Raw genomic sequence first — 12500 nt, 5'->3', positions numbered from 1 at the left:
GGGAAATCCGGTTCTCACAAGAGGAAAGAGGGCGCCTCATGGCGCCCTCCGTTGGTCTGCAGATTACTGCACAGCTTCCATCGGGGTCTCGGCTTCGACCATCGCCTGGGTCGCAGCCAGCTCCGGGTCCGAAACCAGGCCGTAGGCGGCCAGCGGGCCGTCCGGGCCAGCCATATCGTCCGACACGAAGAACGAGACGTACTCTTTCAGGCCGGGGATCACGCCGAGGTGGGCTTTCTTCACGTAGAAGAACAGCGGGCGCGAGACCGGGTAGTCACCGGCAGCGATCGACTCGGTGGTCGGGACAACACCGCCCATGGTGGCGACTTGCAGCTTGTCGGTGTTGTTCTGGTAGAACGACAGACCGAAGACGCCGATGCCGTTCTTGTTGGCGTCAACGCGGGCCAGGGTCTCGGTGTAGTCGCCGTCGATGTCGATCGAACGACCGTCGGTGCGCAGCTCCATGCAGGACGCTTCGGCATCTTCGGCGCCGGCAGCTTCATGGGCAGCCATCGTGCCGTTTTCTTCGCAACCGAGGATGATCACCTTCTCGTCGAACACTTCACGGGTGCCGTGCTTGGTGCCCGGAACGAAGACCATGATTTCCTGAGCCGGCAGCTCGGGGTTCACGTCGGCCCAGGTGGTGGCGGTGTTGTCGACCAGCGCGCCGTCCACGACGACCTTGGCAGCCAGGGCGGCATGGATGTCAGCCTGGGTGAAGGCGAATTCCGGGCCGTTGATGTCCGAGGCGAAGACGATGCCGTCATAGCCGAAGCGGACTTCCATGACCTCGGTCACGCCGTTCGAGACGCACAGGTCGTAGTCGCCCTTGGTCATCCGCGAGGACGAGTTGGCGATGTCGACGGTGTTGGCGCCAACGCCTTCACACAGTTTCTTGCGGCCGGCGCCCGAACCGCCACCTTCCACGACCGGGGTCGGGAATTCGAAGTTCTCGCCGAAGGCTTCGGCGACGATGGTGGAATAGGGCAGCACGGTCGAGGAACCGGAAACTTGGACCTGGTCACGGGCGGAAGCGGCAGTCGCCGAGAGCGCGGCAATCGCCAGCACCGACGCGGTCATTTTCATGTAGGACATTGAGAGCTCCTAAGGTTACGATTCAGGCCACAAGGTCGCGGCCCAACCACGGGCCTACGGTTAGGGAGTGTCCGTGACGAATGGATGCATGTTTTGTAACAGTTTTATGACAACCCCTGAATTCCGCGGCCCAGACCGACTCTTTCGGCGTGGTTCATGAATTCGGGCCTCGCCGCGGAGGCCAGAGACGCCGACGTTCCAGCGGCCCCCTCGCCTTCACGTGGCATGCACAGGACCTGCGACGGCGACAGAGGGGGGATGAGACAATCCCTCCCGGACCCGTCGCCCCTCGTGGAGGCCGCAGATCAGATGCGGCCCAGCCGGGGCGGGCCGGGTCACAAGAGGTTGCCGCGCCGCCCCATCAGGCTCAGGGCGATCAGCGGCAGCGCGGTGGTGATCAGGATCGTGACAAAGGCCATCGCCATGCCAAGGCCGACCGAGCCCTGCTCGAACTGCCGCCAGATATAGGTGGAGATGGTGGAAACCCCGACCGGCGCCACCACCACTGACGCGACAAGCTCGCGCGTTGCCACGGCAAAGACCAGCAGCATCGCGGCCAGCAGGCTGGGGGCGATCAGCGGCAGCAGGATGCGGCGGAAGGCCACCATCGGCGAGGCGCCGAAGACCCGCGCCGCAGCTTCCAGATTATCGCCGATCTGGTGGAAGGCGGCCGTGGCATAGCGCACAGGCTGCGGCAGCAGGATGCAGCAATAGGCCAGTAGCAGGATCAGCGAGGTGTTGTAGGGCGTGACCGGCAGCCAGGGCTGGTTCCAGGCGAGGATCAGGCCCACCGCCACCACGATGCCGGGAAGTGCATTGGGCAGGATCGTCAGCACGTCCAGCACCCCACGCCCGCGCACCTTGGATTTGACCACCGCATAGGCCGACAGCGCACCCAGAAGCCCGGTAACCAGCGCGGCAGCAACGCCAAGCGACAGGCTGGTGCCAAGCGCCTTCAAGGCGCCGGTGCTGTCCCCGAGAATCGCGGAGAAATTGCTGAAGCCCAGGTTCGACCAGACCAGCCCGCCAGAGATCGTGCGCGACAGCGCGCTGGCGAGGATCGCCAGCAGCGGCAGCCCGGTGGCGACAAAGGCAACGAGTGCAAAGCCGGCGACGACCGGCAGCTTCCAGACGCCAAGGTCGCGCTTGGCGCTGTCCTGCGGCTTGCCCGTCGTCGCTTCGTAGGACCGGCGGGTCAGGATCCAGCGCTGCAGCACGAAGGCGCCGAAGGACAGCACCACCAGCACCAGCGACAGGATGGCCGCGCCCGGCAGGTCGATGGGCCAGTCCGATACGCGCAGGTCGATGGCCGTCACCAGCACCTCGAACCCCGCGCGGCCGCCCAGGGCGGCGGGGGTGCCGTATTCCTCGATCGCCATCGCGAAGACCAGCAGCAGGCTTGCCGCAAGGCCGGGGGTAGAGAGTGGCAGGGTGATGCGCCAGAAGGCCCGCGCCGGGCTGGCGCCGAAGACCCGCCCCACATCCGCATAGCGCGAGCCCACGGTTTCCAGCGTGCGCGACACGGCGAAGTAGACGACCGGGAAGCTGTTCAGCGTCATCACGAAAACGATGCCGGGGACCGAGAACAGGAAGGTCGCCAGATTGAACCCGACCAGCTGTTCCAGATAGCCGCGCGGTTGCAGGGTCATGATCCAGCCCAGAACGGCGATATAGGGCGGGATCATGAAGGGGATCAGGAACAGCACGTCCCAGATCACCGCGCCGGGCACCTTGAACAGCGCCCGCGCCACCGCCAGCGGTACAGCGATCAGTGCCGACAGCGCCACCACCAGCACTCCCAGCAACAGGGTATTGCCGGTCATGCCGATCAGCTTCGGGTCGCCAAGCGCCCCGGCAAGCGCCGAGAAGGGCGCGGCCAGCGAGCCGCGCCCGAGTTCAGGAAAGATCGCCTGGAGGATGATGAACAAGAATGGCACGGCCACGACCAGAACCAGCCCCGCCGCCGCGATGATGACGGAGGGACTGACCCCTTCGCGTGCCCGTGCCATGACCTGTCCTTACTTCGCGAAGGTCGTGGCGAAGGCGTCCAGCGTCTCGGCGCGCTTGGCATAGACCGCCTCGGCGTCGACCGGCAGGATGTTCAGATCGGCGATCAGCGGACGGTCCGCCGCGATATCGCTGCGCGCTGGCATCAGGAAGGTCTTGGCGACCATGGCCTGACCGGCATCCGACAGGATGTAGTCGACGAATTGCTTCGCCTCGTCCTGGTTTTGCGACCAGTTCAGGATCATCACCGGGCGCGGCGCGATGACGGTGCCGCTTTCGGGGAAGATCACTTCGATGGTTTCACCCTTGGCGGCGCCCGCCATCGAGATGTAGTCCACCGCGCCGAAGACGGCGGCCTTGGCGCCCTGCAGCACCGGGTTCAGCGCCTCGGCATTGGCACCGGCAACGATCGCGCCATTGGCGGCGAGATCGTCGAACAGACCCATGCCCTCGGTGCCCGACAGCGCCGCGACCAGTTCGAAGGCCGAGCCCGACTGCGCCGGGTCGGGCAGGTTGACGAGATCCTTGTATTCCGGCTTGGCCAGATCGGCCCAGTCGGTCGGCTTCGGCGTGCCCGAATTCGGGTTCCAGGCGATGGCCAGCGCCGAGACGCCCTGCGCCACGGCGGTTTCGGTCTTCAGGAAGTCCGGCACCATTTCGGCGTTCGGGCTGGTATAGGGCACCAGCCAGCCGCGCTCGGCAAAATCGGTCGCGGTATCCCACGAGGCCGAGATCAGCACGTCAACCACCGGGTTGGCGGCTTCGGCCTCGATCCGGGCCATGACCTTGCCGGTCGTGGCCTGGAAGACCTCGACAGCGACGCCGGTTTCGGCGGTGAAGCCGGCGGCCAGGTCTTCGATCAGCTTGGCCGGGCCGGCGGTGTAGACGGTGACATCGGCAAGGGCGGCACCGGCGCCGAACAGGGCGGTGGCCGCGACGCCGGCGCGGAGCGTGAATTTCAGCATGGGTCTATTCCTTTGCGAAGGTGGGTTCTGGCCGCGCCGGGAACCAGCGCAGACGTTCGGAGATGATGTTGAGCCCGACGCGCTCCCCGACGCGCATGCGGGTATCGCTTGAAATCTGCACGGTCTGCGCGGGGGCGGCCCCCGGCGCTTCCAGCCGGACCGTCACCGCATAGCCGGTGTCGCGGTATTGCACGGCCATGACCTCGCCGGTCAGGGTGGCGGATCCGGCCTCGGCCAGCAGCAGGGCGCGGGGCGTGATCAGCACCTCGGCCCGGGCGAAGTCCGGCCCGCCAAGCGCGCCAAACGGGCGCCCGCCAAGCGACCAGCCCTGCCCGTCCCGCACCAGCGGCAGCACGGCCCCCAGCCGCAGGAATTCAGCCACCTTGGGGCTGGCCGGATGTTCCACCAGATCCTCCGGCGCGGACAGCTGGGCGATCTGTCCCGCCTCCATCACCGCGACCTGATCGGCCAGCGTCAGCGCTTCGGATTGGTCATGCGTCACGTAGATCGCCGTCAGCCCAAGGCCACGGATCAGCGCCCCAAGCTCTGCCACCATCGTCTCGCGCAGTTCGCGGTCGAGGTTCGACAGTGGCTCGTCGAACAGCACGATCCGCGGCTCGCCGACGATGGCGCGGGCGATGGCCACGCGCTGCTGCTGGCCGCCCGACAGGGCCGAGGGGCTGCGATCGGCCATCGCGGCCAGCCCCACCCGGTCCAGCGCGGCAGCCACGCGGGTCTCGCGCTCGGCCCGGCCCACGCCCGCCATTTCCAGCGGGAAGGCGACGTTGCCAGCGACGGTCAGGTGCGGCCAGAGCGCATAGTCCTGAAACACCATCCCCAACCCGCGCTTTTCAGGGGGCAAGAACAGGCCCGGGCCGGCAACCATCTGGCCATCGATCCGGATCTCTCCCGAGGTCGGGGCCAGCAGCCCGGCCACCAACCGCAGAAGCGTGGTCTTGCCGCAGCCCGAAGGGCCAAGCAGCGCAAGCGTCTGGCCACCGGGCAGGGCGACGTCGATCCCGCGCAGGATCTGCGTCTGCCCGTAAGCCAAGGAAAGTCCATGCGCCGCAATGGCATGATCGGCCCCAAGGGCCGTCGTCTGTTCCGGATGCAATGTCTGTGGCCCGTTCTGTGTCGCCCCGCCTTAGTCGCGCTGAATGACGGTTTGATGACAGCCCACAGCCATGCAGCCGCGCCGTGCCCGGACATCTGGACCCGAGGTGCCGAACTCCCTGCGAAGGATCGAACTCGTCCGCAACAGGCTAAAGGCGCCGGATCTTTCTGACAGCCACCTGCGCCGACCGGCGCACGATGGTTTCAAGGTCCCCCGGGGCGAGGGAGGGCACCGAAAGGCCATTGCCGGGCGAGGTTACCACCACGATCACCGCCACGTAGTCGTCGGGGCCCGGACCCTGAATCGGGAAACCGAGGTCGAGGGGCACCATGACGGCCCTCGGGTTCGCCGCATCCACGGGCGCGGCCGGGTGGAAGGTGCCGACATGCGACAGCCCCGCCGGGAAACCCGCTGCTGCCGCATTGCCCGCCACCGAAGCAAGGACCGCCTGACGCCACTGCGCGGTGATCGCGATCCCGCTGATGGCGCCGGACGGCGCGCCTCGCTGGAGAAAGACGTCGATGTTCATGCTCGCCCCCGGGACAGGGGTGGTGTGCCGGTGGTGGACCATGATCCAGGCAGAGTGCACGGCGCGGGCCAGGGGGGACGGTTGCACGGCGGCCGTCAGGTCTGCCTCATGCGGCATCCCCGGGTCCCAGGGCCTTGGCCCCGCCGGCAGCACCACGATATCGGGGCTGGAGTGATAGTCGAGCGGGTCGTTGCTGACCGGGTCCCTGGGCGCCGCCGGAAGCTCGGACCGGCCGGTATCCCATGAGACGGAGCGGATGAAGGTCCGCCCCACCGAGAACGCCACCGCCGAGACATCCCGCTCCCACATCCCGCGCGACACCAGCGCTGCACGCAGATAGGTTCCGTCGGCGGAATTGAAGACATGCAGATCCTCGACCAGCGCCTGCGGCAGGCCTTCCATGGCCGGCTTCCAGGTCCATGTCGGATGCGGGCCGCTTTCGTCGATCCGGCCCTCCCACACGCCGATGCGATTGCCGACATAGACGATACCGCTGGCGACAGGATCAACGACAACCGAATGCGCCGCGGCCGGCGATCCGCCGGTGCCGGCAGCGGGATCCAGCGGGGTGTTGCGCAGCCCGGTGGGATACCATCGGCCGTTGCCATTGTACCACCAGCAGGTGTCGTAATGGGCGTCGCCCTCGAGGCTGCCATCCTCCTTCACCTTTGCCGCGCCGGTGGTGGTCACGTAGAAGGTTTCCTGCCCGGCGACCCCGGTGCGATGGACGGCGATGTCGGTCCAGACCCCGTCCGGCTTGCGCGGCAGGTAGGTCAGGAAGGGATTGGGAATATCCGCCGCGCGCTTTTTGGCTTTGCGCCGGTTGGCGCCGGACGGGTCGCTGACGATCGAATCCGCCAGCGGAGTCCAGGCCGAGGTCGCGGCGACAAAGCGGAAGATGCGCACCGTCCGCTGGCACAGCACAAGGATCGCCTGTCCGTCGAAATTGTTGGCAAGATCGCCCTCGCGCAGGATGTCGATCGCGATGACATGGTCTGGAGATCCGCCTTCCTTCAAGGCGTCCTGTCCGGAATTGTAGGCCGCATTCACCGCGCTCCACGGATCGGTGCGGCTGGGGATCGTCACCCAAGTCATGGGGTTTGCCGGGATGTCCCAGTTGGCCGAGTACCAGATACGGTCGGTCCCGGTGAAAATGCGCGCCTGATCGACATTGCTGGTGCGCGCGGCTGCGGCTTGGGAATAGAAAGACGCCGCAAGGTTCTCGGTATCCTCGCTGGCGTTGGTTACGCCCACGCGGCGCAGCACGGGGCCAAGCGGGGTGGCGGCGGGCTGGAACTTCCAGTTCGCCCGCACATATTGCAGCACCAGCTGGTGCGGTTTCGTCGGATGGTAGAGGCAGCCGCCACCGTCGCCCTTCGCACGCAGGCTCCAGACCGTATCGCCGACGCGCTGGATGGCGCCATTGTCCTGGGTGCCGCAGATCATCGGGCCATCCAGCGTCGGATGGGAGGCGACAAAGCCCGGCTCCGATGTGGCAAGCCCGGCATTGAGCGCCCGCACGAGGCCCGCCGCGTTGCGCCGGAACACCCCGCCATCACAAGCCACCCAGATGTCGCCGCCGTTCAGCGTGACCCCGTGGACATCGGGGTGGATGCCCGAGCCGATATAGCTCGCGTCCGCTGCCCCGCCGGTCTGGTTGGCCGGCACGAAGTCAGTCGTCAGGTCATTCGCGCCCGCAGTGCCGGTGACCGTCAGCCGGAACAGCGAGGCGTTCCAGCCACCGCCCGAGGATTTCAGCGATCCGCCGACAATCACGATGTCCTTGCCTGCGCTCTGCGTCACCGCGATGGCCTGATCGTAATCCGCCTGATCCTTGTCGATGACCAGATTGGCCCCCACCCGTTTTGCATCCGCGGTGAAAAGCCCGACGGGAAAATTGGCCACCTCGCGCGCGGCTGCCGTGGAATGGGACAGATCCACCAGCCAAAGATGCGCATAGCCTCTTGTTCCGGCGACTGCCGGGGGACTCTTGCCAAGCACATACATCCGGTCGGTCGCGTGGCGCGCGGGGCCAAGGCTGAGGCGGTTGCCCGCCTCCAGATTTGGTAGGGTGATCTGCGCGAAGGGCCCGGCGATGCCATTGGTCGACCGCCAGAGCCCATCCTCTGCCCTGCCACCCGCAACGATGACCCAAAGCCCCTTGTCGTTCCACACCACGTCCGGGCAATAGGGGCCATCGTCGGCGTCAAAGGCCGAGGGGGTGAGGTTCACGCGCGTCCAGTCCGCGCCCTCTACAAACCCGCCACTGCGCGCCCACAGGCCGTTCGAGGTTGCGGCCACCAGCGTATTCGCGCCCGCTGCGCCGAAGGACAGCGCCGCCGCCGGGTCATGCGTCAGGCGGAAGATCCCGGCCCCGGTCAGGTTGCGGGCCTCGCGCTGCCAGGGGTTCGTCCCGGGTGCGGCCACGGCAGCGGTGATCGTCCCCTCGAGCCGCAGGACGCCGATCCCGGCTGACTTGCCCCCCGGCGTCGCAAGCAGCACCGGGCGCGCTTCGCCGGTGCCGACATAGACCACATCCTTGTCCGGATCATCATTGCCGCCGGTGACCCCGAACTGCACGTCCATCTCGCCGATGGTCAGCGACAGGTTGGACCTCTCTGTCGTCGCCAACAGGCCCCATGCCCCGACCGGCACCCAGCTGGCACCCGCGTCGGCGCTGTACCAGACGCCGCCATTGGCAGAGGCGACATAGACGCGCTGGCCGTTGGGACTGACCTTGATCGCCCGCGCCCGGCCCGAGACGACCGGGTTGCCCGTCGCCTGCCCATTGGTCAGGATCGAGGGGCCCAGCGGCATCCAGATCCGGTCGGGATCAAAGTTGGTCTGGATGACATCGTTCAGCGCCGCCAGGTCGCCAAGAAGCGCCGGCGGCGTTCCAACCTCCCGCCGGGCGGCGGTTCGCTCCGCCCGCTGCGCCAGCAGGTCCGGGGACTTGGTGAACTCCCTTGGCCAGTCATAGCGCGCCATCAGCCGCCCCCTTCTTCCGTGTCCGCCGGCGCGATGCGGATGTAGCCCTCTTGCAGGGTCACGCGCCCATCGGGCAGCAGCGCCGCCTGCGTGGCCGACAGGATCGGATCGTCGCGCCAGGTCAGCGGGCCGTCGCGCCGCGTCCAGGTCTGGTTGGCACCGAAAGCCGCGATCTTGGGCAGGCGCACCTTGTCGGGGTCGATGATCACCGGCCCGATCCGCGCCGAGGGCGCGATGCGGCCAAGACCGGGCGCCACCCAGTCGCGCACCAGCTCCAGCGACTTGCGCGGCAGAATGCCGGTGGTGGCATGGACTCGGGCCGAAGGGTGCATCAGCAGCGTCAGCCGCACCCTTTGGCCCGAGTGCAGGGGCAGCGCTTCGCTCGCAATGATGTAGGGGCAGTCGATCGGGCTGAGCGCGGGCAACAGGTCGGTCCCGATCTGTGCGGCGATGGTGCCCAGAAGCGCCCGGAAGCCTTGGCCCGAGCCGTTGAGGCGCGCGGCCCGGCCCACCTCTTTCTCGACCAGGTGAAAATGCTGGAAATCCTCGCCGATGAAATAGCCGTAAAGCCCGTCATACCCCTTGGCGAGCTCCCCCAGCCGCACCTCGAAGGCCTGGGTCTTGACCGCCTCGAACACGGCCTCGCGGATCAGCATGTCACGGATGGCATTCGCGTTCGCGCCGAAAGCCCCGGTCAGCGACAGCTCTTGCGGGATGTCGAGCCACAGCAGGGTCGACACCACCGCCACGGGGCGGCCAACCAGTCCCGCGATGGTCGCACCCGCGAAGGCAAGCGAGGCATCGACGCTCCACATCGTCGTGTCCACGGCGCGCAGGAAGGCGCTGAGCGGGCTTTCCTTGTCCGCGGTTTCGGCATTGGCCCGCTGCGCGATGTCGGCGTCGATCATCCCCTGCGCGATGCGCCCGCAGAGGCGCGCCGAGGGCGGCAGCCCCTGTTCCGGCAGGGTCACGGCGGGGCCCTCGCGGCCGACGCCCCCCTCCCAGATCAGCCCGCCGGTCACGGGGTCGTGGAGGACCTCGCCAAGCGGCGTGCCGGTCTGATCGAAGACCTCGATCGACTCGTCCATGAAGTCGGGCAGGATGAAGCCTGCGATGGGATTGACCGTATTCGCCGGCTCCGCCTGATCAAGCCGCCCTTCGGCAGGGGCCGGCCCGGCATCGGCGGGATCGACGAACCGCCACATGATCCGCGCGGGCAGCGACAGGCGCGGCGGCAGGCTCATCGCCCTGGCGCCGGTCCGCGTGGTGGTTTCCAGCGCCACCGGCAGGGTGATGCCGCCTGCCGCAAGGTCGCGGAATCGCCCGAAGCTGTCGATGATCCGCGCCCGCGCCAGCTGCAGCTTGCCGCTGGCCACCAGCCGCGGCAGCCCCAGCGCCTTCAGCGCATCGGCCACCTCCGGCGCCACCGGCATGTCGCGCCCGTCGGGGCCGTTCTGCACCGCCAGCCAGGCGTCACTCACCGCGTCCAGCGTGACCGAGCCCAGATCCGCCTCGCGCAGGAAGGCCGCAAGGTCGGACAGCGCCGCCTCATGGCTCTCGGCGATCTCGCCCGCCCCGGCGGCATCCCGCTGGTTCTCGGCGATCAGGTAGCTTTCGATCACCGCCTGATAGGACTTCGCCAGACCCGAGGTGATGGCGGCGCGGCCGCGCAGCGTGAGGGTCTTTCCGTCGGTTTCGGACGCGCCAGTGAACTCCACCCGGTCCAGCAGCCAGCCCTGAAGGGCAAGCCCCGGCTCCAGCACCGCCTCCCATTCCAGCCAGACCGGACACCAGGGCTGCGCCCAGCTGGTGATGCCCACCGGGCTTGGGTCGCGCCCTTCGAACAGCGAGAAGCGGCGCAGCTCTTCGCTGATACCCATCTTGGTCATGGCCGAGGTTGTGCCGCTGCCGCGCGCCACCGGCGCGACCCCGTCATAGACGCCGTCCGCAGAATAGCGCAGCGCCATCTCGCCGCGCAGGCGGCTTTGCATCGGGGCAGCGTATTTCGCGGGCACCACCTGCTGGATGGCCGCGAAAGCCCAGGTCATCATGTAGGGGTCGTAGAGATAGGAGTGCTGCAGAAGGGTGTTGGTCAGCGCCGGCAAGGCGCTGGCCTGCAGCAGCGGCAGGTAGTCCGCCGCCTTGTAGCGCTCGCCAAATCCCGTCACCAGCTCCATGGTCCAGCGGCAGACCAGCGCGCCGTCATCGAAGCGACCATCGCTGAAGCGGTTGGTGCGGCCGAAGTTGCGCAGCCCCACCACCGGGGCAACAGCGCGGTGATAGCGCGGCCCCGGGCGCGCGACGCGGCGGGTGACGGGCGCGTCATTGCTGATGGGCCCGCCGAACATCTTGCGCGACAGATCGCTGGCGGTCTGCCGCATCTCGTATTCCGAGGCTGTGGACCTGCCGGTGCGGGTGCCCTTCCAGATCACCTCGGCCTTGATCGGCGCGCCAGACTCCTTGGCCGCGCGTTTGGTTCGCAGGGGCCGCCCGGCCTTCAGCGCCGATTGCGACCGCTCGACGATGACATCCTCATAGGTCTCGGGTCCGCGGAACGCCTCGAACCCGTCGGCATGTTCCGCCTCGTCAAGCTTCACCACGCCGTCGCGGTCGCCGAGCGTCAGGATCGAGGAATTGGCGACCGAGGTCAGCAGGCTTTCAAAATACTCGCGCTTGCTGCGCGCAGTGATGCCAAGGCCCTTGGCCGCCTGCGCCGCGATCAGCCGCTCCAGCGTCGGGGCCATCGAGAGGTCGATGGCCGCGGCCTTGGGCGCAAGATCCTTGCCGATGCCACCCGTCAGCGGCACGCCATAGACGCAGCCATGCATCAGCGTGTCATAGCGGGTCAGGAAGCCGGGCATTCCCACCATGTCGAACCGCACCTCGTTGAAGGCGCGCGCAAGCGGCGCCTGCGAGGCGGACAGCTTCAGGGCACTGCGCACATCGACCTGCCTGGAAAAGCCTGCCGCCTCGCGCGTGGCGGCCAGCTTCACCGCTTGCGGCTGGAAGGCCGGCTTCGGCCCCATAGGCGCGGTCGAGGCGGTCCAGCCGAACTCCGACAGGCGGCGAGAAACGGCGAAAGGCCAGTAGCTCGACGCGAGCGGATCATTGGTGCGCAGCGACCACCAGCCGATGACGACATAGCTGGCCAGCTTTGTGGTGACGCGCCCGGCATCGACACCCGCCAGCGGGTCGTGGAAGGCGAAGCGGTTGCGCGTCGCATCATAGACCGCCGTCCAGTTCGGAGAGCCGCCGATGATCCCGTCCAACTCAGTGGGCTCCAGCTCGTCCCCATCGCCCTCTGCCGGACCGTCCGGATACTCGTCCAGCCGCCAGACCTTGCCCCGTTCGGACTCGATCACCCAGGCGGCAAGGTCCAGCCGCCGGGCCTTCTGAGGCCCGGTCATCCGCACCACCAGCCAGCGGTTCGGCAGTGCCCGCATCGGCATCGGCGCACCCGGATCGTCGCGCAGCTCGCCGCGCAGCAGCCCGTCGGGCAGCGCCCAGTGCAGGTGGATGCCCGCGGGCCGGACGACAGGGGCCGAGAAGGGATCAACCGGCTTGTCCTCGCCCGCCGGGCCGCCAAGCTCCAGCGGCAGCTTCACATAGCGTTCGGAATGCGAGACGGGCACGTAGAGCGCCTGCACATCCACCGGCACCACCAATGCCGGGTCGGGCAGCGCGAAATGCGGGGTGAACACCTCGAACGCGCCGAAGGCCTTTTGCGTCAGCTCTGCCGCCATCGACCAGTTCGACTTCGACAGGACCGCGTCCATCACCTTGGGGTCGATCACGGCCATCC

Annotated in this window: 6 protein-coding genes; all 6 read right to left on the bottom strand. The window is 67.7% G+C overall.

Annotation, left to right across the window (positions count from 1 at the left end; genetic code table 11):
• Positions 1 to 63: 63 nt before the first annotated feature.
• A complete protein-coding gene (locus GVY41_RS01325) occupies positions 64 to 1095 on the bottom strand; it encodes a PstS family phosphate ABC transporter substrate-binding protein (protein ID WP_161342610.1) in 1032 nt (343 codons plus the stop codon).
• Between the two features lie 335 nt (positions 1096 to 1430).
• Complete coding sequence (locus GVY41_RS01320) at positions 1431 to 3104, bottom strand: ABC transporter permease (RefSeq protein ID WP_161342608.1); 1674 nt, start codon at positions 3102 to 3104, stop codon at positions 1431 to 1433.
• Between the two features lie 9 nt (positions 3105 to 3113).
• Positions 3114 to 4067, bottom strand: a complete 954-nt coding sequence (locus tag GVY41_RS01315) for an ABC transporter substrate-binding protein (protein WP_161342607.1) — start codon at positions 4065 to 4067, stop codon at positions 3114 to 3116.
• Between the two features lie 4 nt (positions 4068 to 4071).
• Entirely contained in the window at positions 4072 to 5118 is a 1047-nt protein-coding gene (locus GVY41_RS01310) for an ABC transporter ATP-binding protein (RefSeq protein WP_170301076.1), read from the bottom strand.
• A 211-nt stretch (positions 5119 to 5329) separates the two neighbouring features.
• Positions 5330 to 8698: a WD40/YVTN/BNR-like repeat-containing protein gene (locus GVY41_RS01305; RefSeq protein WP_161342605.1), complete on the bottom strand. Its 3369-nt coding sequence runs from the start codon at positions 8696 to 8698 to the stop codon at positions 5330 to 5332.
• On the bottom strand, positions 8698 to 12498 hold the full coding sequence (locus GVY41_RS01300) for a hypothetical protein (RefSeq protein WP_161342603.1): 3801 nt from the start codon (positions 12496 to 12498) through the stop codon (positions 8698 to 8700). Before GVY41_RS01300 ends, GVY41_RS01305 begins: the two co-directional genes overlap by 1 nt.
• Positions 12499 to 12500 lie beyond the last annotated feature (2 nt).

Origin of the sequence: Frigidibacter albus (genome assembly GCF_009908165.1) — a bacterium.
In the GTDB taxonomy this organism is placed as follows: Bacteria; Pseudomonadota; Alphaproteobacteria; order Rhodobacterales; family Rhodobacteraceae; genus Frigidibacter; species Frigidibacter albus.
The sequence above is the reverse complement of the archived record's forward strand: the minus strand, read 5'-3'. Positions and strand labels throughout refer to the sequence as shown.

Coding starts and splice junctions, on each gene's coding strand:
- GVY41_RS01325 (WP_161342610.1), bottom strand. CDS start 1,095: ATGTCCTACATGAAAATGACCGCGTCGGTGCTGGCGATTGCCGCGCTC.
- GVY41_RS01320 (WP_161342608.1), bottom strand. CDS start 3,104: ATGGCACGGGCACGCGAAGGGGTCAGTCCCTCCGTCATCATCGCGGCG.
- GVY41_RS01315 (WP_161342607.1), bottom strand. CDS start 4,067: ATGCTGAAATTCACGCTCCGCGCCGGCGTCGCGGCCACCGCCCTGTTC.
- GVY41_RS01305 (WP_161342605.1), bottom strand. CDS start 8,698: ATGGCGCGCTATGACTGGCCAAGGGAGTTCACCAAGTCCCCGGACCTG.
- GVY41_RS01300 (WP_161342603.1), bottom strand. CDS start 12,498: ATGGCCGTGATCGACCCCAAGGTGATGGACGCGGTCCTGTCGAAGTCG.